This is a genomic window from Sphingobacterium nematocida (genome assembly GCF_900168125.1).
In the GTDB taxonomy this organism is placed as follows: Bacteria; Bacteroidota; Bacteroidia; order Sphingobacteriales; family Sphingobacteriaceae; genus Sphingobacterium; species Sphingobacterium nematocida.
On sequence record NZ_FUZF01000019.1, the window covers coordinates 1 to 26,020 of the forward strand.

The window sequence follows — 26,020 nt, forward strand, 5'->3', positions numbered from 1 at the left end:
CAGTAGAAGAAAGAAAAAGAAGTTGAATATCCCGTTTGTAGACAGTTCATTCAATGCTTCCGGACCAAATGCTATGGTGATCAACATCCCCAGAGCGACATAGATTACGATAATAAATAATCCGTAGAGAAAGGCCTGGGATATCGCTTTGGAGCGGCTGCCCGACTTCTTGGTAAAGAAGCTGACCGTAAGTGGTACCATAGGAAAGATACAGGGCATAAAGAATGCCGCAAATCCGCCTAAAAGACCGGCTATAAAGATTCCCCACATGGATTTGTCTTCGGTAGAAGCACCATTTGTAGGCACAGCACCGGCCGTTTCGCTCTGTACAGCGGTACTATCTAGCTGTGTAGTATCTTGTCCATCAGAGAATACTAGCTCTTCAGGCACTTCGCTCCCTTGAGAACTGTCCGATACACTACCATCGGTAAATGTAAGACCTGAAACATCAGCCAGACTATCCGCCTCTTGGCCGATAGCTACCCCTGAAAATAGCAGTAACAGAATAGAAAAAACATACAATAATGCTTTCATAATTTTAGCTTAAAGAGATTAGTTTTTATTAAACCAACTTAAGTGAGGACCACCGGGATCCGAAAACCCCGGTTTACCACACAAACACAAACAACACCTAAATAAATTTAGGTTGAAACAAATTCTTATAACATGTTCGATCCGAACAAAGGCTTTTCTAAACGCGCAATAGGTTGGAATCCAGAAAAATTCAATCCTGTAGAGATATAACCCTCTTTAACAGGCTGTTCTTTAACAAGATCAGTACTTAAATATTTTTTATTATCATCACACAAAAGTGTAACCACAACTGCGTCGTCACCCAATTCTTCTTTCAACTTGATCGCACCGATTACATTTGCACCCGAAGAAATACCAACAGCCAGTCCCAGCTGACCCGCTAATTTTTGAGCCATAATGATTGAATCTCCATCAGAGGCACAAACTACAGAATCTAACTCATCCAATTTAACAATGGCAGGTATAAATTCATCTGAAATACCTTGAATGCGGTGCGCTCCTACTTTATAACCAGTAGTCAAAGTAGGACTTTCCTGTGGTTCTAAAGGATGTATTTTAACAGCAGGATTATAGTTTTTCAATTGCTTACCCACTCCCATAACTGTACCTCCTGTACCTACACCGGCTACAAAAGCATCCGCCACCAATCCTTTGGAAGCTAATTGCAATGCAATTTCTTTACCAGTGGTAAGTTCATGTGCTTCTGCGTTGTATTCATTTTCAAATTGTCTAGGCAAGAACACTCCACCTTGAGCAGCAAGCTCTTCGCTAAGACTGATACTTCCAAGAAAACCACCTTCTTCTTTACTAATCAATTGAATCTCCGCCCCCATACTTTTGATAATATCGATACGCTCTTTACTCAACCAATTTGGCATAATGATTTTTACGTCATGCCCTAAAGCCTTACCAATAGCAGAGAACGCAATCCCTGTGTTACCACTAGTAGCTTCTACAATCATATCTGTCGATTTGATATCGCCATTCGTATATGCCTTATAAAGGATGTACAACGCCATACGATCTTTGATACTTCCAGTAAGATTATAATTCTCACACTTCACATAGATCTTACCCGGCTTACCTTTGTACACATATTGCAATTCTAGCATAGGTGTATTCCCAACTAAACACCACAAATGCTTAAAGCGACTTTCCAATTCTGGTGATAAACATTTACTGAAAGTAGTTTCCTCTATCATTATTTATTTAATAAATTATATTTTTAGATATTTTCGAATATAATATGGCCTTTCTACCAAACAGCACAAAATTCCAACAAAACAAAATAATATTCAACACAACACAATCAAATCGATAATTTTTATCGAATACAAAAACAAAACCAATAAAAAATACAGATTAAAATAGTAATTTAGCGGCGTCACCAAAAAAAATACGTAATGGAATTGGATCAAACGGATATGAAGCTCCTTAAGTTACTTCAAGAGGATGCGACCCTTAGCAACAAGGAATTATCACTAAAGCTACATAAATCTATAGCCGCCGTACATGAAAGAGTAAAAAAACTTAAAGCAGCGGGATATATCAGAAAAACTGTCGCTATACTAGATCGACACAAAATAGGAATTGGGCTAATTTCTTTCTCACAGGTATTTTTAAAAGCACACACCTATGAAGTTCTCAATGAGTTTGAACGGGAAGTAGCCAAATTTCCAGAAGTAATGGAATGTTACCAAATGGCTGGCTCGTACGACTTCATGTTACGTATAGCCACCAAAGATATGGATGCCTATCACTTATTTTTAAGACATAAACTAGCCGTACTCCCTCACGTAAGTACAGTACAAACCTATTTCGTACTCTCAGAAACAAAGAGTGAAACTGCTTACTCCTTCTAATAGCAAATGAAAGCAAAATCCACTATTAAGATATACCATAACGAAATGTGCAGTAAAAGCTGTGCTGCACTACAACTTTTGGACAAAAATGGAGTAAATCCCGAGATCGTATCTTATCTAGACGGAACACTGGATACAGAAGAACTAAAGAACATATTAACGTTGCTCAAACTAAAACCCTACGATCTCATCCGTACCAATGAACCCCTATTTCAGGAGCAATATAAGAACATGGTAGCAAGTGATGAACAATGGATTGAAATCATGCTGCAACACCCTATACTTATTGAACGTCCAATCGTCATCAGAGACAATCAGGCAATCATCGGTCGTCCTATCGAAAGATTAGTAGATCTTCTGAAAGAAACGTCTTAAATATAAAACAACAAGAGGATACTAATAATAGCATCCTCTTTACAAACATTATAAATCAAACAACCTTAATTTTTCTTAAACTCTTTTAAACTTCCGTCTGCATTAAAGTATCCTGAATATTGCCCCCGTGTCCCCTGCACACCCGTCATCCACTGTCCTTCTTGCTTCATCACATTCAGATTATAGTAAATATGACCATCAATCTTTGCTCCTTCTACATCTTTGGATTTTTCTTCCAATTGTTTATAAATATCAGCTACGGTCTCAAATTTCAGACTATTCAAAGAAAATACATTTGATTTCATATCTCCTCCACCAGAAATCTGAACCGGTTGGGGTTCCTGCCATTTGCCACCTTGGAACAGATAATCATCAATATTCTCCGGCTTCGTCGGGTCTTGAAGAGCCAACTGCACACGACCATCCTCGTAAAAATGAATATTTTGAAAAACCTGAATATCTTTACCTTTTAATTTAGCCATTTCTTTCAATTGTGTTTCGGCAGCCTTCAAAGCGTCACGATCCGTCAAGAAGTTCGCAGATTTTTCAGACTCACCTGTAGCAGGCCTGGATTCAGTTTTACCGTTCTCCTGCGTAGTCTGTGTATTATCAGTAGCCTTCTTGTTACTGTCACCACAGGCCGCAAATAATAAAGAGGAAAGTACGGCGATTGTCAATAGTTGCTTTTTCATTTTCTTATCATTTTAGTTTTTAATTCTTCATCAATAAATTACTAAAGCAAAACTAAGCAGACAACGCATCGAAAAGAATCCCCGAAACCAGTGGTTTTTATAGGAGGGCTAGGACCGCGGGGCTAATTGAACCCCAGATTCTCTTCCTTGCCCCTTGTAAACGAAAAAAGCCCTAACTTTTGTTAGAGCTTTTTGTGTCGGGGTGGCAGGATTCGAACCTACGACCTCCACATCCCAAATGTGGCGCGATACCGGGCTACGCTACACCCCGAAAAGGTATCACCTTTGAAAGTGATGCAAATATACATCGTTTTACAATTAAAACAAGTACTTTTTTTCATAAACAAACTAACATACTGATTTGGTGTAAGATATTTTTACAAACAACGGGTATCCAGTTGTGGAAAATAATCAAAGCCCTTTATCGTCTAGTTTATTTTTTTTTTATACCTTTGCACTCGCTCTGAGGATCGGAGTAGAAGATTTTTAAAAAAGATTTTTAAATTAAATAAAAAAGCTGTAATATTGCATTCCGATTTTTACAGGATATAAATCGTTTATAATTACTCAAAATCATGGATTTAGTAAAATTTGTAGAAGAACAAGCGGTCGTAAAGAATGAGATTCCCGCTTTCAAAGCAGGAGATACCATCAGCGTGCATTATAAAATTCGCGAAGGAAACAAAGAGCGTGTTCAGGTGTACCAAGGTGTAGTCATTCAATTAAACAGCGTAGGTGTTAACGCTACTTTTACCGTTCGTAAAATCTCTAACGGTATTGGGGTAGAACGTATTTTCCCTGCAAACTCTCCGAACATTGATAAAATTGAAATAAACAGCTACGGTAAAGTTCGTCGCGCTAAGTTATTTTACTTACGTGGACTTACTGGTAAAGCAGCTCGTATCAAATCTAAACGTATTTCTAAATAATTTAGATTTACGATATAGTAAAGCAAAAAAAGGATGCAAACAATGTTTGCATCCTTTTTTTGTTGCCCCTCGCCCAACAGTTTCGCTAAATTAATTCAACATTTTAATATTTAAAACAGGTTTATTACGTATATTCATACCGATTATTGATTATGCTAAAACCTTTTTATACACTCATCGCTTTCTTAACCATCGGAGCATATACCTATGGTCAGGAAAATCTTGCGCAAATCTTAAACATGCAGTCTTCTCCGAAGATATATGCAGCAAAAAAAACACAAGAACCTATTCTCATCGATGGCATAGCTAACGAAGCTGCCTGGGAAGAGGCTCTTTGGTCAGACGACTTTGTCGATATTGAAGGGAATATTAAACCTAAACCAAGATTCGACACCAAGGTAAAAATGCTATGGGATGACAAATACCTTTACATCTATGCACAATTAGAGGAACCTCATATATGGGGCACCTTGACAGAGCATGATGCTATTATCTACCACGATAATGATTTCGAGGTATTCATAAAACCGAGCGAACATCAGTCTTTATATTATGAGATTGAAGTGAATGCACTAAACACAATTATGGATCTCATGATGGCAAAACCCTACCGGCTAGGGGGCGAGGCTATCATGCACTGGGATGTCAAAAATCTAAAATCTGCGGTACATATAGAGGGCACCCTGAACAATCCCAATGACATAGACCAATATTGGAGTGTCGAGATGGCTATACCTTTTACATCTATAAGTTCATTCGGAAGAACCTCCACCCCAAAGGTTAATGACTTTTGGCATATCAATTTTTCAAGGGTACAATGGCAACACTCGATCCAAAATGGACAATACAAACGAAAAGTAGAAAACGGAAAACGATTAGCAGAAGATAACTGGGTGTGGTCTCCCATAGGAATAATCAATATGCATTATCCCGAAAAATGGGGATACATTCAGTTTACGGATAACGTGAAAACCAACGATCTAGCAAAATCACATCGAATCGAACAAGTCGCTTGGGATATTTATTATCTTCAACAACTATATTCCCAAAGCACCCGTGCAAAGTATAGTGGAAAATTAGAGTCATTACCTGGCTTCGACAAAGTTCTGAAAAGCAAGATGGCAGGCATTAAACACACTATAACCATCAATAAAAGCAAGACACTTTACAAAATAGAGTTAACGGATACAAATAATCACCTCAAAGTTACCATAGACAACTTTGGCAATTATACCATATCTGATGAAATATCCATGTAGCAGAATCTACAAAAACACAGATAAAAACACGTTGGACATTTTATCCCGACCAGTCGGAATAAGTTAATGTCAAATAAAAAACAGGTTATAAACATATGAATAGTAGAAGAAACTTCATTAAAGCTGCCGGCCTGGGGTTGGCTTCATTACAACTTACGCCACAGCAACTACTGGCAAAGGATCAGTCTACACCATTATTATTTGATTTTTGGTTATGGGCGCGCCCCAATGCGTCTGAATCAGAATCTGTACTAAAGAAAAGATATCAAAGTTACAAAGATGCTGGTGTACGTGGGATATTTTTCGAGAGCTATATTCCCAAACATTTTCAATTGGCAAAACAATACGGCTTAGAAACACATCGCTGGATGTGGACCATGAACCGCGGTGAAAAAGAATTACTAAATGCACATCCAGAATACTACGCTGTCAGTAGATCGGGTAAATCCTGCGCCACCAATCCTCCTTATGTGGATTACTATCGTTTTCTGTGCCCATCTCATCCCGATGTACCAAAATATCTCGAAGAGAAAGCCCGAGAACAGTTGGAGAAAGAAGATGTGGATGGACTACACCTTGACTATATTCGGTATCCGGACGTGGTACTTCCGGTCAACCTCTGGGGCAACTACAATCTAGACCAATCCACAGAACTGGCTGATTATGACTTTTGCTACAGCAAATTCAGCAAAGATGCTTTCCTGAAAGAAACCGGTATAGACATCGACAAAGTAGAACGTCCAGAACAGAGTCTTTCGTGGAGATCATTCCGATACAGGCAGATCAACAAAGTGGTAAATAGAATTTGTGACGCTGCTAAAGACTATAAGAAGCCCGTTACAGCTGCCGTATTCCCTACGCCAGATCTAGCTCGTCGCATTGTGAGACAAGACTGGACAAACTGGAACTTATCCGGGGTATTCCCTATGATCTACCATGGCTTCTACAAAGAACCTATACACTGGATAGGCACGGCAGTCGCTGAGGGCGTAGAAGGGCTCCATGGCAAATTCCCGCTTTATGCTGGCCTATATCTACCTGATTTCAAAAACTTAACGGAACTCAAACAAGGCATAGTTCTGGCTAAAGAAAACGGAGCTGCAGGTATCTCTCTATTTGGCGAGACGGATTTTGATGCGCAAACTATCGCTTTGTTACAATCTATTCGTTAAGAAACATTTTTATATTTCTGTGTATTGGCTTTGCCCCAATACACAGTCCATTCTTAGAACAGATAGCGTTAATAAATTTCAAGATTATTTTTTAAATAACTCCAATCCCGAAAAATATAGTATCTTTGTACCCCGTACATAAGGCAGATGTTTGGATACTAATTTCATTCATCTTTCGTAGAAAATTCCATTAATTGCTATGACTAAATACATCTTTGTTACGGGCGGCGTAACCTCGTCGTTAGGGAAAGGTATTATTGCAGCTTCCCTTGCTAAACTTTTACAAGCACGTGGCTTTAAAGTTACCATTCAAAAGTTCGACCCTTACATCAACATCGATCCAGGAACACTTAATCCCTATGAACATGGCGAGTGCTATGTTACAGAAGATGGTGCCGAGACCGATTTGGATTTAGGTCACTACGAGCGCTTTTTAAATGTCCCTACGTCTCAAGCAAACAATGTTACTACAGGCCGTATCTACAAGCACGTTATTGAAAAAGAAAGAGAAGGCGCTTACCTCGGAAAAACCGTCCAGGTCATCCCACATATTACAGATGAGATAAAACGTCGCATGCAGCTTTTGGGGCAAAATGGCGGGTATGATATCATCATTACAGAATTAGGTGGCACAGTTGGTGATATCGAGTCTCTTCCTTTTATAGAGGCTGTACGTCAGCTCCGTTGGGAATTAGGCAACAATGATTCTTTAGTTATCCATCTAACTCTAGTACCTTATCTTGCTGCAGCTGGTGAGTTAAAGACTAAACCTACACAGCATTCTGTAAAGACCTTATTAGAATATGGTGTACAACCTGATATTTTAGTATGTCGCACAGAACATAAACTGACACCGGAGATCCGCAAAAAACTGGCTCTATTTTGCAATGTAAACATAAATGCCGTAGTTGAATCGATCGATGCATCTACCATTTACGATGTACCATTATTGATGCTGAAAGAACAGTTGGACAAAACGGTATTGACTAAACTGAAGCTTTCAACTAAGAATGAACCAGATTTGGACAACTGGAAAACATTCCTTGGTCGTCTTAAAAACCCAACCACCGAAGTCAATATCGGTTTAGTCGGTAAATATGTTGAACTCCCTGATGCCTACAAATCAATCGTAGAAGGATTCATCCATGCAGGATCTGCAAATGAGACGAAGGTAAAAGTTAAATACATAGCTGCAGAAAGCGTGTCTCCTGAGAATGTGGTAGACAAATTAAAAGGTCTGGACGGTGTATTAGTCGCTCCAGGATTTGGCGAACGTGGACTAGAAGGAAAACTAACAACGATTAAATATGTTCGAGAGAACAAAATCCCTTTCTTCGGAATTTGCTTAGGTATGCAATGTGCCGTTATTGAATTTGGCCGTAATGTACTGGGATTGACGGGAGCGAACAGCTTCGAGATGGACGAGAACACACCATACCCTGTCATTAATTTGATGGAAGAACAAAAGAACATTACAAACATGGGTGGAACGATGCGCTTAGGAGCATACGACTGCGATATCAAAAAGGGGACAAAAGCTTTTGCCATATACGGTAAGACAAAGATCTCAGAACGTCACCGCCACCGCTATGAATTCAATAATGCCTATTTAAAAGACTATGAAAAGGCAGGAATGATAGCCTCTGGATTCAATCCAGAAACCGGATTGGTAGAAATAGTAGAACTTAAAGACCATCCATTCTTTGTTGCAGGACAATTTCATCCAGAATTAAAGTCAACTGTTGCAAATCCTCACCCACTTTTTGTTAGTTTTGTAGCCGCTTCTTTGGCAAACAAGAAAGTGGTTACGAAGTAATCCGCTTTATTCTAATTGACAAAAAGCAGAAAGAGAAAAATAGAAATGGAATAATTTATAATAGATGGATAGAAATAACATTATAGGACTAGTGCTGATTTTTGCAATTTTTGCAGGTTCATTTTATTTTTTAAAACCTACAGAACAAGAACTCAAAAACGAGCAAAAACTTCAGGATTCCCGAAAAAATGCAGAAAATGGCATAGCGCCGACCGACACGCTAGCTACTTCTAAAACAAACGAGCTACTCGATTCAGCGGCACTAAGTAAGCCTTTTGGCACAGCTAAAGTCGGACAAGAGCAATTAATCACCTTAGAAAATGAACAATTAATTGTTCATTTATCTTCTAAAGGAGGAAAAGTAAAATCGGTACAGCTCAAAGGCGAAAAGAATTTTGACGGTGCTCCACTTTATCTTCTTGAAGGCGATAATAATAATTTTGGTTTTCTTTTTAATGCAAGTGGTCAGAACATCAATACTAATGATCTGTATTTTGCGCTTAACGCATCTTCCCAAAATACGGCATCATTCCGTCTGAAATACAATGACAACCAATACCTTGAATATAGTTATTCGTTACAAAATGGATACAACTTAGCTCTACAGGTCAATGCTGTTGGTATTCAGAACCTAATTGATGTAAAACAAAAAACAATTCTTTTGGATTGGGAGACCAATCTGCTTCAAAAAGAGCAAAACATAAAATCTGAACGTGAAAAGTCTACGATCTTTTTCAAGGACACGGAAGGTACTATAGACCATCTATCTGAAACGGGTGATGAAGAAGAAAAAGTAGAAAAAACGAAAGTAGAATGGATTGCATTCAAACAGCACTTCTTCTCTTCTATCCTGTCCTCAAAGCAAGCTTTCGAAAACACGAATTTAAAGGTCACTTTCTCAGACCAAGAAAATGTTGTTAAAAATTATAAAACAACGGCTGAATTAGCTTTTAACACACAGTCAAACAATCATTTTGAATTTAGCTTCTTCTTCGGTCCTAATCAGTATAAAACATTAAAAGCTGAAGGCAACAATTACGAAAAGATTATCAATATGGGATGGGGGCCTATGGGCTGGATCAACAGATTCATTACTGTGCCGTTGTTTGATTTCTTAGACGGTTACCATATGAGCTATGGTATCGTGATCTTAATCTTAACCTTACTTTTAAAAGGTGCCATGTTCCCATTAACACGTAAGTCTTACCTTTCTATGGCTAAGATGCGTGTTTTAAAACCACAGTTAGACCAGATAAAAGAAAAAGTTGGAGAGGATAATCCGATGTTGTTACAACAGGAACAAATGAAACTGTATAAACAGGCGGGTGTTAATCCATTAGGAGGCTGTCTACCCATGTTATTGCAGATGCCTTTTACCCTCGCTTTCTTCTTCTTCTTCCCGAATTTATTCGAATTGCGAGGACAAAGTTTTCTTTGGATGAAGGATTTATCTACGTACGATACATTCATCACCTTTAGTCCTATCTTCGGAATCAATCACATTTCATTGATGTGTGTGTTGATGACCGCAGTAACCCTACTGACAACTTGGTATAACAATGCGACCTCTGGAGCAACTTCCGGTATGGGTAATCAAATGAAGTATATAGGCTACATCATGCCGTTGTTATTCTTCTTTATGTTGAATAGCTTCCCTTCAGGATTAAACTACTACTATTTCTTAGGAGCTGTTTTCACCTTCTTAACGCAATTCATTATTCGTCAATCCATCGATGATGAAAAGATATTAGCGAAGTTGGAAGAAAATCAGAAAAACCCTAAAGTAGCTAAAAAATCATCGTTCCAGACAAAAATGGAAGAAATGATGAGGCAACAACAAACAGCCCAACAAGCTAAGAAAAAATAACATAAAAAGAGAGGCATCTAAATTAGATGCCTCTCTTTTTTCAGCTAAACGCTGCGCTTATTTTTCTGGTTTTTTAAATCCATCTTTCTCTGCACGCTTGCCCATCTCTGCTACACGTTTTTCGGTATCTGGATGTGATGAGAACAATTTTTTAGTAAAGCTTTCTTTACCACCACCGGACAACTCAACCAATCGTTCAAATGCCATAGCCATGTACCATGGGTTGATATTATTTGCTTTCAAAAACTGATAGCCATACTCGTCGGCCATACTCTCCTGCTTGCGCGAAAAGCTCATGTTCGCGACCTGCTCCCCTACCTCGCCCAACTGCGAATCGGATAGCGCCGCTGCTGTACCACCTTGTGAAGAAACACCGTCTTTTAATGCTGAAGTAAGTAATGCTGTCCGAAATGCATCTTTGGAATCTTGATTCTTAACATGGCCTATCTCGTGTCCAATGACGCCCAAAACCTCATTATCTGTCATAGACTCCATTAATCCGGCACAGACCCTTACACTACCATCCGCACAAGCAAAGGCATTGACATCCCGTACCAAATAAACTTTAAAATTAAGATTTTGTCCATCGTAATTGGTTAATCCTGAAGTTAGTTTCACCAAACGCTGAGCCAACTCATTGTCCGCAGGTGCAACTGGATTATTAGCATCCATCCAATTAATATACTCTTTTGTATAGCTGATTACATCTTCATTGGATAATGTCGCTGCCTTTACAGCTTTTGCAGCAGATCCGATAGATTTCGTGTTAATCTTGATTTGAGCTTGAGCGGCATAAGTCCCTAGCCCAATAAGCGCCGCGGTCAACAATGTTTTAGTTACGTTCATATGTATTTAATTAGTTCTTCGATTGTCAGCGCTCCACAGAAGATGACAACCAAATTGATCTGTTATTAACAAATCTGTTACAATAAACATACCAAAAGACAACTGAAAATGAAACTCAGAGATCTAACAGCAATTACACAAAAGCACTATACCCGGTAATACTTCGTCCCACAATTAAGGAGTTGATTTCTTTTGTACCTTCATAGGAATAAATAGCTTCTGCATCCGCCAGAAAACGAGCAACATTATATTCCAGAAGAATCCCATTACCCCCCATGACCTCCCTAGCTCGTGACACAATATCACGGGTGCGCAGCGTACAGAACACCTTGGCCAAAGAAGCGTGCTCGTCTTTCAGTTTTCCTTCGTCCTGTAACTCCGAAAGACGAAAAACCAAAGTCTGCATAGCCGTTAAATTGGACAACATCTCTACCAGATGGTTTTGAATCAATTGAAAAGATGCAATAGGTTTGCCAAACTGCTCCCTCTCGAGCGTATAGGCCAATGCATTCTCGTAAGCACCACGAGCGCAGCCTACCGCCATCCATGCAACTCCTGCTCGTGTCATCTGCAATACCTTTGCAGTATCTTTGAAAGACTGTGCGTGAGGTAATCGATCCGACTCTGGAACCAAGCAATCCTTCATAGTAATTAATCCATTTTGTACGATCCGTAAAGCCATCTTCCCCTTTATTTTTTCAACGGAGAAACCAGGGTTATCCTTTCTTACAATAAATCCTTTGACTTGATTATCGTCCAAATCTCTAGCCCAGATGATGGTAATATCAGAGAATGTAGAATTTCCGATCCATTTTTTTTGTCCGTTCAACACCCACCCGTTAGCTGTACGTCTACAAGTCGTTGTTAAGCCTCCGGCGGTTCCAGAACCTACTTCTGGCTCTGTCAAGCCGAATGCACCGATAATTTTTAACTGTTGCATTTTAGGAAGCCATTCTTCTTTTTGGGCATCAGATCCGCACATATATATAGATCCCATGGCCAGTCCACTTTGAACACCTAGAAAAGTCGCTATGGAAGGGTCTATGCGGCCAAACTCACTAGCAATGATACCATCCATTAGGGATGTACCTCCCGCACATCCATATCCTTGGTATACATATCCACATACATTTAACTCAGCCAGTTTAGGAATTATTTCGAACGGAAACTCATCATGTAGCCAATACTTGTTTACTATAGGCTTTATTTCTGCTTCCAGAAAGGAACGAATCCGTAACTGAAGCGCACGATCTTCGGCTGACAATTTTTCGGATACGTCGTAAAAATCGGCATCAATAGGTGGCGGATCTTTCTTTTTCTTATTTCCGGTCAACAATTTCATCGCCATCTGCAGTTGCTTTTCATCCATTTTAGAAACGGCATTCATTACTTCCGAAAGATCTACTTTCTTAGAAATCTTCTCAATCTGCTCAAAATCAACTGTTTTTATGAGTTTAAATATATTCTTAATCTTTCCTAACATAAGCTCTATTTATAGAATAACAACATTTTTAAATTAAAATAGTTTTTTATTGTTGCATTTCAACAAAACAATACTATATTTGCATCCGAAATAAAAATTTAAACATTTTTAACAACTGTAAATCAAGGCGTTAATATTAAAATAAAAAATTTTTATTTTTTGGGTTACCTTTTCAGGTTACCGGTATTAAAGGATATAAAAACAATATTTGTTTCAATTAAATAGAAAATTAAAAAGATGAAAAATTTATTCGCATTCGGATTTTTAGCATTAGCTTTAACAGTAGCTTCATGTGGTAACAACGCTTCTAAAACTGAAGAAACTGCTGATTCTTTAAAAGGAATCGTTGATTCAACAGCTGGCGCTCTTACTGATTCAATCAACAATGTTGCTGATTCAGCTAACAAAGTAATCGATTCAACTGCACAAGTTATCGATTCTACTAAAAACGCTCAATAATCCGAAAAAGAGTTAAAATACTCCTACAAAGGCCTGTGTTCTTAATGACACAGGCTTTTTTGTTGGTCTATAATTCTAAAAAAACTTCTTCTTTTTGTATTTTTGCAAAACTGGGTTCGGCAAGACAATAACTTGCATTACTTTATGTAAAGTATAACACCCTAGCTTTAACCGATCCAACAACTGCGGGATCATCTTTGAAATATATTTGACTTTTTTAATTTTCACATATAATGACACTATCAGCACTAACAGCCGTCACTCCTATCGACGGACGATACCACAATAGCACCCAAGAACTTTCGAACTACTTCTCCGAATTTGCATTAATCAAATATCGTGTATTGGTCGAAGTAGAATATTTCATTGCTCTAACCCAATCGGGGATTCCTCAATTAGCACACTTTGATGGATCTCTTAATGAAAAGCTTCGTAGAATTTACCAAGAATTCACATTGGAGGATGCTCAATGGATCAAAGACACAGAGAAAGTAACAAATCATGACGTCAAAGCAGTTGAATATTTTCTAAAAAACGAATTTGAAAAATTAGGTCTACATGACTCGTTAGAATTCATTCACTTTGGGTTAACGTCTCAAGATATCAATAATACAGCAATCCCGTATTCCTGGAAAGAAGCCTTGAATAAGGTCTACCTACCGAGTATTGAAAATGTAGTCCGTGAATTAAGTAGTCTTGCAGAGCAATGGAAAGACATAGCTATGCTAGCCCGTACCCATGGACAACCGGCTTCACCCACTCGTCTAGGTAAGGAGATTAAAGTTTTCACCGAAAGAATAGAAAAGCAGATTGCCAATCTAAAAACAGTGTCCCATTCTGCAAAATTCGGAGGAGCAACGGGTAATTTTAACGCACATTTTGTAGCCTACCCAACACATGACTGGGTTGCCTTTGGAAATAGCTTTGTAAACGAACAACTTGGTTTAGACCGCTCTCAAACAACTACCCAAATCGAACATTACGACAACTTCGCTGCTAGCTGTGATGCATTAAAACGTATCAACAATATCCTGATCGACCTATGCCGTGATATTTGGACCTACATCTCGATGGATTATTTCAAACAAAAGATCACAGCGGGACAGATCGGCTCATCGGCGATGCCTCACAAAGTAAATCCAATAGACTTTGAAAATGCAGAAGGTAATCTTGGACTTGCAAATGCTTTATTCGAGCATTTAGCAGCGAAATTACCTATTTCGAGATTGCAACGCGACCTCACTGATTCTACAGTACTTCGGAATATCGGAGTTCCAATGGCACATACTTTAATAGCAATCAAATCCACGTTAAGAGGATTAGGCAAGTTAATTCTGAATGAAACAGCTCTTCAAAAAGATTTAGAAAACAATTGGGCTGTAGTAGCCGAGGCTATTCAAACAATCTTGCGTCGTGAAGGATACCCTAAGCCCTACGAGGCTCTAAAAGACCTTACTCGAACAAACACACAGGTCTCGCAAGATACTATCGCCACATTTGTCGACAATCTTAACGTATCTGAGGAGGTAAAGCAAGAAATTAAGAATATAAGCCCATCGAATTACACGGGAGTCTCGCTGTAACTGGGCTTAGATTATATATGCTTTTTAGGTTTTACGAAATAATGACGAGTATCAAACACATATACACTATCTTTGAAGCAATAAAATAGAAACAATGGCTACAATAAACGTATATACTGAAAGTACACCAAATCCAGCAACCATGAAGTTTTTGGTCAACAAATTACTTATCAATGGTAGTGTGGACTATCCAGATAGAGAAAAAGCTCAGGAGTCTCCATTCGCTAGAGAATTGTTCAAATTCAATTTTGTAAATGGCGTATTCTTCGCAAGTAATTTCGTTACGATCACAAAATCAGAAGATGCTGAATGGGAAGATATCGAAGCCCTATTGAAAGACTTTGTTAAAGGTGCTGTAGAATCCGAGCTGAAAGTACAGGAAGTTATCAGTGACGAAAATGTTTCCTTTGAGGGAACTGAAACTGAAATAAAAATCCAACAGGTACTACACGACTATGTCCGTCCAGCTGTAGAGCAAGACGGAGGTGCTATTGCATACAAATCCTTTCAAGAAGGTGTTGTCACCGTAGAATTAAGAGGTTCTTGCAGTGGTTGCCCTTCTTCAACTATCACACTGAAAGCTGGAATAGAAGGACTCCTCAAACGCATGGTACCAGAAGTACAGGAAGTTGTTGCGGAAGCATTATAATCTATCCTCAATATAAGATACGAAAGAGCTCAATGACATAAACATTGAGCTCTTTGTCTTTAGACTACTACTTTGCGAGCCATCAATTTTTATTATCACAAAAAAAGAGTATTTTTAAGAGAAAGTATCTAAAAACAACCAGTTATGAAATATCCATATTTTACAGACTACACAAATACGAATGACCGCGATGCAGCATGCACACCAAATACAACAATTCGTGCATAATAGTGTTTGGATATTCCATATGGCAATTGAAAATCAAACCGAGCTTGCGAGCTCATCGAAGATAATTATATACTTATGAAATATACCTTTTTTATTCTTTTAGTTGCGTTTTTATTCACACGTTGTACCAGTAATACGGAAGTAGATCTTATCGTATATAACGCTAAGATATATAGTGTAGACTCGACGTTTAGTATAAAAGAGGCATTTGCTGTAAAAAATGGCATTTTTATAGATATAGGCTCCTCAAAGGATATCCTGCGACGTTACAAAGCAAAAGAAACCATAGATGCCAACCTATCGCCTGTCTACCCTGGATTCTATGACGCACATGCGCACTACTTCGACCTTGCAAATCTGTTTCAGGAGGTCGATCTCAACGGTGCTAAATCTATGGATGAGATTGTAGATAGATTAAAGAAATACAGAAACACCCATCCAGATAAGAAGTGGATCGTGGGAGGAGGATGGGATCAAAACCTTTGGGCGAACAAAGCATTCCCAACAAAAGACAGTTTGGACAAATATTTCCCAGATATCCCAATTTACCTCTTGCGTGTTGACTATCATGCAGCCCTAGTCAATTCTGCTGCATTACGAACTGCACATCTGGACTCGGTGTACGACGTGCAAGGAGGGCTTATTTCCAAAGACACAAACGGCAAACCTGACGGATTACTTATTGATAATGCCATGACCTTAGTGAGTAAGCACCTTCCAAAGTACGACGAATCCAATACATTAAAAATTCTGCAACAGGCACAAGATTCTCTTTTTGCTGTAGGATTGACGAGCATTGTAGACGCAGGACTCACGGATGAGCAAATCGATTTTTTGAAGACTTTTTATTCGAAAAATTTATTAAAAATCAGAGATTATGCAATGATTCTTGCGGAACCTACTCAGGTCGATCGTTATATCAAAGAAGACCCATTTGATAGTGACCGGTTAACCATAAAATCCATAAAACTATTGGCAGATGGCGCATTAGGCTCGAGGGGAGCATGCCTTCTTGAAGATTATCATGACGCACAGACAAAAGGATTTCTCTTACACACAGCACAACAATTCGATGATGCTATCAAAAAGTTAGCCGACAGTAAGTTTCAGGTCAATATACACGCCATTGGCGACTCCGCAAACCGATTAATATTAGACTTATATGGCAAATACCTTAGCGATAATAAGGCAAGAAGGTGGCGTATTGAACATGCACAAATCATCGCAGCGAATGACTTCGCAAAATTCAACACATTCCAAATTATACCATCCATACAACCCACACACGCTACCTCAGATATGTATTGGGCAACACAAAGACTTGGTGAGGAACGAATTAAAGGTGCTTATGCCTATAAAGACTTGTTAAAGCAATATGGAAAGGTAGCGATAGGTTCGGATTTTCCAATAGAACATTTCAACCCTCTTTATGGATTCCATGCAGCTGTAGCGCGTGTGGATAAAGAGGGCTTTCCACTGGGGGGCTTTCAATTTGAAAATGCATTATCCAGAGAAGAGGCATTGCGTGGGATGACTATATGGGCAGCTTATTCTTGTTTTCAGGAGAAAAAGAGAGGTTCCATAGAGAAGGGCAAAGATGCCGACTTTGTAATTCTAGAAAAAGATATCATGGAAATTCCTGCCGAGGAGCTACGAAAAGTAAAAACTTTACGTACAGTCATTGCTGGTGAAACTGTGTTTACCAATATAAACAACAACAAAAAATGGAGATAACAAGTTCGTTATCTCCATTTTTTATATTCTGTACCATATAATTTTATTGCATATCGAACAGGTGCTTTTCAGCATGATAAGACGAACGGACTAATGGTCCGGACTCTACATATTTAAATCCCATTTTCAGACCAATCTCTTTATATTTATCAAATTGTGCAGGCGTAACCCAATCAACAACAGGATGGTGTGCTTTTGTAGGTTGTAGATACTGACCCAAAGTCAAAATATGCACGCCTACATTATACAAATCCTGCATAGCTTCAATAACATCTTCCTCGGTTTCACCTAAGCCTAGCATAATTCCTGATTTGGTTCTTAAGCCAGCTTCTGAAATACGACGTAGACATTCCAACGAACGATCATATTTAGCTTGGATACGTACCTCTCGAGTAAGACGACGAACAGTCTCTAGGTTGTGCGACACCACTTCTGGTCTCACTGCTATAACACGGTCTAAATTATCCCACTGCCCCTTAAAATCAGGCAATAATGTTTCCAATGTTGTCTCTGGACTTTCCTTACGAATGGCTAGGATTGTCTCTGCCCAAATTGTTGAACCACCGTCCTTCAAATCATCACGATCGACTGAAGTAATTACACAGTGTTTGACCCCCATCAGCTTCACCGAAGTAGCAACTCTATTTGGTTCATCTACATCTACCGGAAGAGGTCTTCCAGTTGCTACCGCACAAAACGAGCAGGAGCGTGTGCAGATATTACCCAAAATCATGAAAGTCGCCGTACCAGCTCCCCAACACTCTCCCATGTTCGGACAGTTCCCACTTTCACAAATTGTATGAAGCTTATGCTCATCGACTAAGCTACGCACATGTCTGTACTCTTTCCCTACTGGAAGTTTCACACGTAACCAATCGGGTTTACGCTGAGTTGGATTCACGGGTATAACAGGTAATTCTATCATAGCACAAAGATAAATATTATTCGCTTAATCTAACAGACAAGATTTGTTAGTCTTGTATCATATTCACTTTAAAACAAAAAGCCCCTTGGATTTTGTCCAAAGGGCTGCTGTTATACGTTTGTATAGATTAGAATTGGAAACCAACTCCAAATGATAACACGCGGTTTGATCTGCTATCGCCACTATTATTCAATGCTGTCAAGCCTAAACCATACCCTGCATTAATTAAAAATCCATTTGACAATTTATAACCGGCCATAAAGTTTGCTCCTGCTTCTACACGTTTCGTTTCATCGTCTGCAGAACCGAACTTAACGTCCGAGTCGCCTGATGCAGAGCCTATAGGTGTGGTACCATCCCACTTATCTTTACCAGAAACATTGAAACCTACATATGGGCCTGCTCCTAGGAATACCGAACCAGAAGAACCAGTAGGAATGTAATAAACAGCGTTAACCGGAATTTCAATTGACATCAAATTTGTACTTGAAGATCCATCTAGATTATTACCATCATATTTGAATTTCTCTCCCTTACCTTGTAACGAGATTCCAGGCTGAATAGAAAATTGTGACGCTACCGGTAAATCAGCAAACCCTGTCACATAGAACGAAGTGTTATTCTTTTGATAATCCTTAACTGCATCAGGAACATTACTAAACTTACCTAAGTTAACACCGGCTTTTAAACCATAACTAACTTGAGCTTGTGCTCCAACTGCTGTCAATAATGCTACTCCTAATGTTAGTAAAACTTTTTTCATAACGTTTATTTTAATACTCTTTTTAATATATGGGGTTGAACAGACAACCCTATCACGGACTATCTATTCAAATTTGATACCAAACTTAAATATTACTTAAGATAGAACCACCAGCCTATCCCAACTACCGTGCTCAATCTCTTCTTAGGAGCACTTAAAGCATAAAAAAAGTAAACATCTTTCTACAAAAAATTATACACCCTACCGACATGTACCAAAGCACGCGGTCTGGTTATCTTTTCGTTCTAAAGGTTTTTATAATTAATTTTGCTTTTTCAATTTTTAACATTACTTTTGCATGCCCAGTAAGGGTAAAAGGGTCGGATGGCCGAGTGGCTAGGCTGAGGTCTGCAAAACCTCCTACAGCGGTTCGAATCCGCTTCCGACCTCGTTTTCAACATACAATAAAATATTATAATAAAATGGGAGTTACACGTTTAAAAAGAAAAGATAGAAGAAACAAAACTGTTTCACGTGTTGAAGTTCAGTTTCTAAGTTTAGGTCGTAACATTGAACTAGGTTCACGTTCTAAAATGCCTAAGCATAGCCAAATTACTAAAAATGACGAGATCTTAAATAAATTAGCTACAGAAGCTAAATAAGCTCCATTTAAAGATAAAATAAAAGGGATACATCAATGATGTATCCCTTTTATTTTATCCCTTCATCATGGAAATAATAACATAAAAAAACGTCATTTCGATTAATCAGCATAGTTTAATCGAAATGACGTTAAGCAGAATATCTATTTTTTTCTTATCCGTTGATTGCAGCAACTCCTGGAAGTTCCTTCCCTTCCATATACTCCAGCAATGCTCCTCCACCTGTACTCACATAACTAACATGTTCGGTCATGCCAAATTTTGCTACCGCAGCAGCAGAATCTCCACCACCGATCAAAGAAAAAGCGCCGCGTTCCGTCGCTGCTACCACCGCATCAGCAACAGCTTTTGTACCTTTAGCGAAAGTATCAAATTCAAAAACCCCCATCGGTCCATTCCACAATAAGGTATTGGACGCAGAAATTACTTCTGCAAAATGTCTAGATGACTCGGCACCAATATCTAATCCTTCACGATCAGCCGGAATCTGATCATTAGGACCATCATATGTATTTGCGTCGTTAGAGAAGCCATCAGCAATCTGCGCGTCTGTTGGCAACACCAAATTAACCCCTTTCTCCTCTGCTTTTTTTATCAATTCATTAGCTAGATCTAATTTATCCAACTCCACTAGAGACTTACCGATCTCGCCACCTCTAGCTTTAACAAAGGTATAAGCCATACCACCACCGATGATAAGATTATCAACCTTGTCTAAAAGCGCTTCAATCAACTGTATTTTATCAGAAACCTTAGCTCCCCCCATGATTGCCGTAAAAGGTCTATTCGGATGATTAAGGACTTTCTCTGCATTATTTAATTCTCCAGCCATTAGATATCCAAAGTACTTGGCGGCAGGAAAAAACTGTGCGATGATGGCAGTAGATGCGTGTGCACGGTGCGCAGTACCAAATGCATCATTTACATATACATCTCCTAATTGAGCTAGTTTTTCAGCAAATGCTACATCTCCCTTTTCTTCCTCCTTGTAAAAGCGGAGATTCTCCAATAATAACACCTCTCCGGCTTTTAGGTTTGCAGCTTTTTCAACAGCTTCTGCTCCAATACAATCATTCGCAAATTGCACCTCCACGCCTAACACTTTAGAAAGATGAGACACAATATGCTTCAACGAGTATTTGTCGGCCGATCCCTCTTTTGGTCTACCCAAGTGGGACATTAATACAACAGATCCGCCATCGTTAAGAATTTTCTTAATTGTTGGCGTAGCGCCTTGTATCCTATTATCATCAGTAATATTAAAATTTTCATCAAAAGGAACATTAAAGTCAACGCGGATTAATGCCTTCTTACCAGAAAAATTTAAATCGTCAATTGTTTTCATTCGAATATTTTTTAGAATTAAGTTGATTTAAGACGTAAACTTAGAAAAAATGCTTTGCATTCACCAGTACGCCATTAAAAAAACAGATTAATAAATTTCTATACTATATGGCAATCTGGCTTGTATACCTGTATTTTTTAACACTTTGCTCACATCTAGTAAATATTTCTGGTACTCTCCCAGCTCTTCACCAAATAACCACATTTTAACCTTATCTTTTGAAGATGATAGTATACTTGCGAAGGGCTCTTCTTTTTCTGGAAGCTCTAGAATTTGGTAATCCTTCAGCTTCGCTTTACCCGCAGCAGCTGTAATGGCACGTTGTAAATTACCAATCGCATCCACCAATCCCAGTTCAAGCGCTTGCTTTCCTGTCCATACCCTACCTTGACCGATACTATCTACCTCAGCAACGGGCATCTTCCTTCCATTCGCAACCCGTTCCATAAACGTAGAATAAGTCCTGTTTACCTCCATTTGTATTATCGAACGCTCCTCGGCCGATAGAGGTTTATCTGGATTAGACATTAAACTTGAGAATTTACCTGTATTTACTTCATCGATGTGAATACCGAGCTTATTGTTTAATAAGCCTTTGAAATTAGGAATTAGACCAAAAACACCGATAGATCCGGTTAATGTATTTGACTCTGCAAAAATAGAATCTGCAGCAGCAGCAATATAATAACCTCCAGACGCAGCGTAGTCTCCCATAGATACAATAACAGGTTTCTCTTTTTTGGTAAGCTCGACCTCTCTCCATATGATATCCGACGCTAAAGCAGATCCTCCTCCGGAATTAACCCGTAGTACTACCGCTTTAATATCTTTATCACGTCGTAATTTGCGTATCTGCCGAGATAATTTATCCCCCCCAATCTGTCCGACAGTTCCTTCGCCGTCTACAATATCTCCATAAGCATATAGCACCGCTATCTTAGCTGCAGAAGAATTCACCTTCGAACTACCGCTATAATTCAATATTGATATCGAGGAGATATCTTTATCTTCAGCGACATCTAAACGTTTTTTCAGTTCACTAAGCAGTTCGTCTTTATACAACTTACCATCGACAAATTTATATCGAACAGCATCGTCTGCATTTCGAATACGGTATTCATCTGCAATACCTTTTAAAGAATCAACAGATTGCTTTCTTGAGTTTGCAATATCGACTAAAAAAGAATCGTATATACTACCCAAATACGAGGTAACTTGCTCCCGGTTGGCTGGACTCATTTCATTAAGCATGAACGGTTCCACAGCGGATTTATATGTACCGACTTTAATAACTTGCATTTCTACTCCCAACTTGTCCATTGCTTCCTTCATAAATACCACGGATGAACTAAGTCCTCGAAAATCCAACGATCCTTGTGGATTGATATAAATACTATCTGCAACTGTAGATAAATAATAGGCCTTCTGAGAATACCCCTCACTATAAGCTATGATAAACTTTTTAGATTCTTTAAAATCCAACAACGCATCCCTTATGGCCCTGAGACTGGCAAACCCCACACCTACCGAGGCTGGATTTAGATATATCCCTTTTATATTATCGTCTGTCTTAGCTGCCTTGATACGTGCAATTATGTCGTTTAGGCCGATTGACTTCTCTACATTATACAGCGGAAGATTTAAATCTCCAAGCGGGTTACTCTCTGTTTTCTCCACAATATTGTAATCTAGCGAAAGGTATAAAACCGATTTGGCCGGAGCAACAGTCGTAGTAGGCTGTGAAGATTGTTGAACCAAAACACCAATAAACACCAAAAACAGAAAGAATAAGATGATACTAGTAATTAGTATCCCCGTGATAGTGGCTAGCACTTGTTTAAAAAAATTCATACGTAAATAATTACTTTATGATCCGCCAGCTGGCGGATCGGTTTGTTCTTTAATTGTCATTAACTTGTCCCGACTGGTCGGGATGGAATATTCATGGGTGTTTGTGTTTTCCAAACATGGATATTTCATAAATAATCTTTTTACAGACTAAATTTAGTGTATTAAATTGATTTTGCAGAATATAAAGCATCAATATCGTATTTTAGTAGCGCATGAATAAAATCTACATTTTATTGGGGGCCAATTTAGGAAGTCCTATAGCTCAGCTCGCAAAGGCATCAATCCTTTTGAAGGATAAAATTGGTCCGGTAATTAGTGAATCTTCTATTTATGAATCACAGGGATGGGGTGTCGAAGACCAACCTCTATTCTATAACCAAGCTTTGATCATACAGACAAATCTTGACAAACAAGAGTCCCTTAGAATTTGCCAGGAAATAGAGATAGAATTGGGGCGGGTACGTCTAGAAAAATGGGGAGCTAGACTGATCGACATTGATATTATATATTTTAATGACGAGATCTATGAATCTGAAAATCTCAGCATCCCACATCCCCTATTACAATTTAGGAATTTCGTATTGATTCCCCTTTGCGAGATCGCTGAGGACTACCAGCACCCAGTCTTGTTAAAGACTACAAGACAATTATTAGCGATATCTGAAGACAGACTATCTGTCAATAGAGTGGGACAATAACATAAAAAAACTGTACTATGAACTACAAAATCATAAAACCAGAGACCATCCACAAATCAATGATGGGGAATTCCGAAATGATAAAACAGTTTATTGCAATTTATCTGCAACAAAGCCCTATCGATTTTCAAACATTAGAACTGAGCTTTACCAAGAACGACATACGAGCAATAGGCGACAATGCGCACCATATCAAACCAACGATGGAATACATTGGTGCATCTTCTCTACGAATGGCCTTCCAAGATTTAGAGAATATGAGTAAATCTAATCTTAACATTGAATTGATACAGGAAAAATTTGAGGAAATAAAACCTATTTTCCAATTGATGATTGAAGAATTAAATTCCTTTTCGAAAGAAATCGAAGACACTATAAAAGAATAAAGGGTAAAATTATAAGAATTTATAATTTTACCCTTTCATACCTACTTAGCTAAGTACAACTAGCTAAGATCAAACTTATATCCTACGCCTTTGACTGTTGACACATAATTGTCACCTATTTTCTCACGAAGTTTTCGGATATGAACATCGATAGTCCTGTTGGTGACTACGACAGAATCTTCCCAAATAGCTTTTAATATCTGTTCGCGGGTGTACACTTTATTCGGTTTTGAGGCCAGTAGATACAATAATTCAAATTCCTTCTTTGCTAGCACGATTTTATCTTCACCACGATACACCAAAAAAGAATCCCTGTCGATCACTAAATCTGCTATCTCTAATTTATCCGTAGGTTCGTCGATAGACTCTTGCGAATTTCGTCTTAAGATCGCATTAATTCTAGACATCAAAGCTCTAGGCTTGATCGGTTTGGCGATATAATCATCTGCTCCTACATGAAAACCAGCTATTTCAGAATACTCTTCACTTCTGGCTGTCAAGAACACCATAAAGGTATGTTTGAATTCAGGCAACGAACGCATGATTCTACAAGCCTCTATACCATCCATTACAGGCATCATTACATCTAAGATTATTAGATCAGGACTAACCTCTTTTGCTTTTTCAATTGCTAGTTTTCCATTAGATGCAGTGTAGACCTGGTAGCCTTCCTTATTTAAATTGTAGGAAATGAGATCTAAGATATCTTGCTCATCATCCACCACAAGTATTTTTTGCTTGGCGCTCATATTAGTTTTTTTGCTAAAGTATGTACTTTATGGTAAGATAAAGTTAATCAAATGTTATGAAATTATTAACTATTAAAAATAACTTAATAAATTAATAAACTTCGTCTAATTCAATGTCTGCTTCAAGAATGTTTCTAGATCTGTCCCTCTCAAATTTTTTCCTACGATATTACCAGCAGGATCTACGATAACGGAAGCAGGAATAGCTTTAATCCGATAATTTATCACGAGATCAGAACTCCAAGCTTTAAGATCAGAGATATTGGTCCATGTTAACTTATCATCTTCTACTGCGCGCATCCATGAGCCGGGGTTATTGTCAAGAGAAACCCCGAGAACTGTAAAGTTCTTATCCTTATAGCTATTGTAAACTCGTACAATATTTGGATTTTCCTTACGACAAGGCACACACCAGGAAGCCCAAAAATCTACGAGCACATACTTCCCTTTAAAATCCGAAAGCTTGACCGTCTTATTATCTGGGGTGTAGGCCACAATTTCAGGCGCCGGCTGACCTATAGCCAGTTTTCGCAGTTTAGCTACTTCTTCTTTAAATTGTGTCACTGTTCCATTATCCGAAAAGTTCTCCCCCAGCCCATCAACATAAGCAATCAATTCGTTCTCTGCAACATCTGGATCGAGGCTACTCATCGCGTAAAATCCCGCCAAATTATCCTTATTTACTTTAGCAAAAGCTGTTGCCTGTTGCGTGAAAGAAGCCATTTCATTACGGTACTGCGCCATATAATCTGCACGTAGGCTTTCAATTTCTGCCTCAGTCTTGTTGACCATCCGCTTTACAAAATCACCTTGTAATGAATCCTCAAGAAACTCTTTGCGTTGTTTTATAGGGGCAAAACCCCGTAATACTGTAGAAAGCTCCGAACCATCCACTTGATAAGTTTCAGGGCTATTCTGAAGATCCGAACTAAAAATCAGATTTTCCCCAGGAGAAATAATAACCGGATATCTATTTTTCCCCACTTCCAATGTCAATAGACGTGGTTGCGTTGCTGCTCTTTCAAACTTAAATTTATTTTGATCGCTCAAGAAAACAGAATCCAGCTTACGATCGCCTTCATAAAACGCTACAACTTTAACATTTCCTGGATTCAAAATTTCGCCTGAAATAGCGATAGTTTCCTTATTAGAGCAGCCCCATAGCCCAATTCCAACAATGGAAAATAGAAAAACGCAAAACTTGTTCATACGA

At 38.6% G+C, this 26,020-nt stretch carries 24 protein-coding genes, 2 tRNA genes and 1 pseudogene; 15 read left to right on the plus strand and 12 right to left on the minus strand.

What is annotated here, in order from left to right:
• Both B5X76_RS22305 and B5X76_RS17330 read right to left on the minus strand, forming a co-directional pair.
• Positions 1-534, minus strand: a pseudogene (locus B5X76_RS22305) (cytochrome c biogenesis protein CcdA); the annotation flags it as partial.
• A 125-nt stretch (positions 535-659) separates the two neighbouring features.
• Entirely contained in the window at positions 660-1,736 is a 1,077-nt protein-coding gene (locus B5X76_RS17330) for a PLP-dependent cysteine synthase family protein (RefSeq protein ID WP_176141120.1), read from the minus strand.
• A 201-nt stretch (positions 1,737-1,937) separates the two neighbouring features.
• Between B5X76_RS17330 and B5X76_RS17335 the strand changes: the two genes are divergently transcribed.
• Together B5X76_RS17335 and arsC are read left to right on the plus strand one after the other, a co-directional pair.
• Positions 1,938-2,396, plus strand: a complete 459-nt coding sequence (locus B5X76_RS17335) for an Lrp/AsnC family transcriptional regulator (RefSeq protein ID WP_079645104.1) — start codon at positions 1,938-1,940, stop codon at positions 2,394-2,396.
• Between the two features lie 6 nt (positions 2,397-2,402).
• Positions 2,403-2,771 carry an arsenate reductase (glutaredoxin) gene (gene arsC, locus B5X76_RS17340; RefSeq protein WP_079645106.1) on the plus strand — a complete coding sequence of 123 codons (369 nt, stop codon included), beginning with the start codon at positions 2,403-2,405 and terminating at the stop codon, positions 2,769-2,771.
• 65 nt (positions 2,772-2,836) lie between these two features.
• On the opposite strand, the gene B5X76_RS17345 is transcribed toward arsC, so the two are convergent.
• Together B5X76_RS17345 and B5X76_RS17350 are read right to left on the minus strand one after the other, a co-directional pair.
• A complete protein-coding gene (locus tag B5X76_RS17345; RefSeq protein ID WP_079645107.1) occupies positions 2,837-3,463 on the minus strand; it encodes a hypothetical protein in 627 nt (208 codons plus the stop codon).
• Between the two features lie 197 nt (positions 3,464-3,660).
• Positions 3,661-3,734: transfer RNA gene (locus B5X76_RS17350), tRNA-Pro, on the minus strand.
• Between the two features lie 304 nt (positions 3,735-4,038).
• Here B5X76_RS17350 and rplS point away from each other — a divergent pair.
• The 5 genes from rplS (at position 4,039) to yidC (ending at position 10,506) form a co-directional block, all read left to right on the plus strand.
• Positions 4,039-4,392 carry a 50S ribosomal protein L19 gene (gene rplS, locus B5X76_RS17355; RefSeq protein WP_079645109.1) on the plus strand — a complete coding sequence of 118 codons (354 nt, stop codon included), beginning with the start codon at positions 4,039-4,041 and terminating at the stop codon, positions 4,390-4,392.
• Between the two features lie 152 nt (positions 4,393-4,544).
• Positions 4,545-5,651, plus strand: coding sequence for a carbohydrate-binding family 9-like protein (locus B5X76_RS17360; RefSeq protein WP_079645111.1), 1,107 nt, complete (start codon positions 4,545-4,547; stop codon positions 5,649-5,651).
• A gap of 95 nt (positions 5,652-5,746) precedes the next feature.
• Complete coding sequence (locus B5X76_RS17365) at positions 5,747-6,823, plus strand: family 10 glycosylhydrolase (RefSeq protein WP_079645113.1); 1,077 nt, start codon at positions 5,747-5,749, stop codon at positions 6,821-6,823.
• 199 nt (positions 6,824-7,022) lie between these two features.
• On the plus strand, positions 7,023-8,639 hold the full coding sequence (locus B5X76_RS17370; protein ID WP_079645115.1) for a CTP synthase: 1,617 nt from the start codon (positions 7,023-7,025) through the stop codon (positions 8,637-8,639).
• Between the two features lie 64 nt (positions 8,640-8,703).
• Entirely contained in the window at positions 8,704-10,506 is a 1,803-nt protein-coding gene (yidC, locus tag B5X76_RS17375) for a membrane protein insertase YidC (protein ID WP_079645117.1), read from the plus strand.
• Positions 10,507-10,563: 57 nt separating this feature from the next.
• Here yidC and B5X76_RS17380 read toward each other — a convergent pair whose 3' ends face one another.
• Both B5X76_RS17380 and B5X76_RS17385 read right to left on the minus strand, forming a co-directional pair.
• Positions 10,564-11,352: a M48 family metallopeptidase gene (locus tag B5X76_RS17380; RefSeq protein WP_079645119.1), complete on the minus strand. Its 789-nt coding sequence runs from the start codon at positions 11,350-11,352 to the stop codon at positions 10,564-10,566.
• A 133-nt stretch (positions 11,353-11,485) separates the two neighbouring features.
• Positions 11,486-12,835: an acyl-CoA dehydrogenase family protein gene (locus tag B5X76_RS17385; RefSeq protein WP_079645121.1), complete on the minus strand. Its 1,350-nt coding sequence runs from the start codon at positions 12,833-12,835 to the stop codon at positions 11,486-11,488.
• A 237-nt stretch (positions 12,836-13,072) separates the two neighbouring features.
• Between B5X76_RS17385 and B5X76_RS17390 the strand changes: the two genes are divergently transcribed.
• The 4 genes from B5X76_RS17390 (at position 13,073) to B5X76_RS17405 (ending at position 17,488) form a co-directional block, all read left to right on the plus strand.
• Positions 13,073-13,294, plus strand: coding sequence for a hypothetical protein (locus B5X76_RS17390; RefSeq protein WP_079645123.1), 222 nt, complete (start codon positions 13,073-13,075; stop codon positions 13,292-13,294).
• 233 nt (positions 13,295-13,527) lie between these two features.
• Positions 13,528-14,877: an adenylosuccinate lyase gene (gene purB / locus B5X76_RS17395; RefSeq protein WP_079645124.1), complete on the plus strand. Its 1,350-nt coding sequence runs from the start codon at positions 13,528-13,530 to the stop codon at positions 14,875-14,877.
• 94 nt (positions 14,878-14,971) lie between these two features.
• The gene (locus B5X76_RS17400) at positions 14,972-15,526 is read left to right on the plus strand and encodes a NifU family protein (RefSeq protein WP_079645126.1); all 555 of its coding nucleotides are present in this window, start codon (positions 14,972-14,974) and stop codon (positions 15,524-15,526) included.
• Positions 15,527-15,829: 303 nt separating this feature from the next.
• A complete protein-coding gene (locus B5X76_RS17405; RefSeq protein ID WP_079645128.1) occupies positions 15,830-17,488 on the plus strand; it encodes an amidohydrolase in 1,659 nt (552 codons plus the stop codon).
• A gap of 43 nt (positions 17,489-17,531) precedes the next feature.
• Here the strand turns inward: B5X76_RS17405 and lipA are convergent, their stop codons facing one another.
• Both lipA and B5X76_RS17415 read right to left on the minus strand, forming a co-directional pair.
• Positions 17,532-18,413, minus strand: a complete 882-nt coding sequence (gene lipA / locus B5X76_RS17410) for a lipoyl synthase (RefSeq protein WP_079645129.1) — start codon at positions 18,411-18,413, stop codon at positions 17,532-17,534.
• 127 nt (positions 18,414-18,540) lie between these two features.
• The gene (locus B5X76_RS17415; RefSeq protein WP_079645131.1) at positions 18,541-19,176 is read right to left on the minus strand and encodes a porin family protein; all 636 of its coding nucleotides are present in this window, start codon (positions 19,174-19,176) and stop codon (positions 18,541-18,543) included.
• 318 nt (positions 19,177-19,494) lie between these two features.
• Between B5X76_RS17415 and B5X76_RS17420 the strand changes: the two genes are divergently transcribed.
• Together B5X76_RS17420 and B5X76_RS17425 are read left to right on the plus strand one after the other, a co-directional pair.
• Positions 19,495-19,565 (plus strand) — tRNA-Cys (locus tag B5X76_RS17420).
• Between the two features lie 33 nt (positions 19,566-19,598).
• Positions 19,599-19,778 carry a spore protein gene (locus B5X76_RS17425; protein WP_079645132.1) on the plus strand — a complete coding sequence of 60 codons (180 nt, stop codon included), beginning with the start codon at positions 19,599-19,601 and terminating at the stop codon, positions 19,776-19,778.
• Positions 19,779-19,932: 154 nt separating this feature from the next.
• Here the strand turns inward: B5X76_RS17425 and B5X76_RS17430 are convergent, their stop codons facing one another.
• Both B5X76_RS17430 and sppA read right to left on the minus strand, forming a co-directional pair.
• Positions 19,933-21,123 carry a phosphoglycerate kinase gene (locus tag B5X76_RS17430; RefSeq protein WP_079645133.1) on the minus strand — a complete coding sequence of 397 codons (1,191 nt, stop codon included), beginning with the start codon at positions 21,121-21,123 and terminating at the stop codon, positions 19,933-19,935.
• A gap of 87 nt (positions 21,124-21,210) precedes the next feature.
• A complete protein-coding gene (gene sppA, locus B5X76_RS17435; RefSeq protein WP_079645134.1) occupies positions 21,211-22,974 on the minus strand; it encodes a signal peptide peptidase SppA in 1,764 nt (587 codons plus the stop codon).
• Positions 22,975-23,186: 212 nt separating this feature from the next.
• On the opposite strand from sppA, the gene folK reads away from it, so the two are divergent.
• Positions 23,187-23,672, plus strand: a complete 486-nt coding sequence (folK, locus tag B5X76_RS17440) for a 2-amino-4-hydroxy-6-hydroxymethyldihydropteridine diphosphokinase (RefSeq protein ID WP_079645135.1) — start codon at positions 23,187-23,189, stop codon at positions 23,670-23,672.
• 17 nt (positions 23,673-23,689) lie between these two features.
• On the plus strand, positions 23,690-24,058 hold the full coding sequence (locus tag B5X76_RS17445) for an Hpt domain-containing protein (protein ID WP_079645136.1): 369 nt from the start codon (positions 23,690-23,692) through the stop codon (positions 24,056-24,058).
• Between the two features lie 59 nt (positions 24,059-24,117).
• On the opposite strand, the gene B5X76_RS17450 is transcribed toward B5X76_RS17445, so the two are convergent.
• Positions 24,118-24,807 carry a response regulator transcription factor gene (locus B5X76_RS17450; RefSeq protein ID WP_079645137.1) on the minus strand — a complete coding sequence of 230 codons (690 nt, stop codon included), beginning with the start codon at positions 24,805-24,807 and terminating at the stop codon, positions 24,118-24,120.
• Between the two features lie 105 nt (positions 24,808-24,912).
• Entirely contained in the window at positions 24,913-26,016 is a 1,104-nt protein-coding gene (locus tag B5X76_RS17455; RefSeq protein ID WP_079645138.1) for a TlpA disulfide reductase family protein, read from the minus strand.
• Positions 26,017-26,020 lie beyond the last annotated feature (4 nt).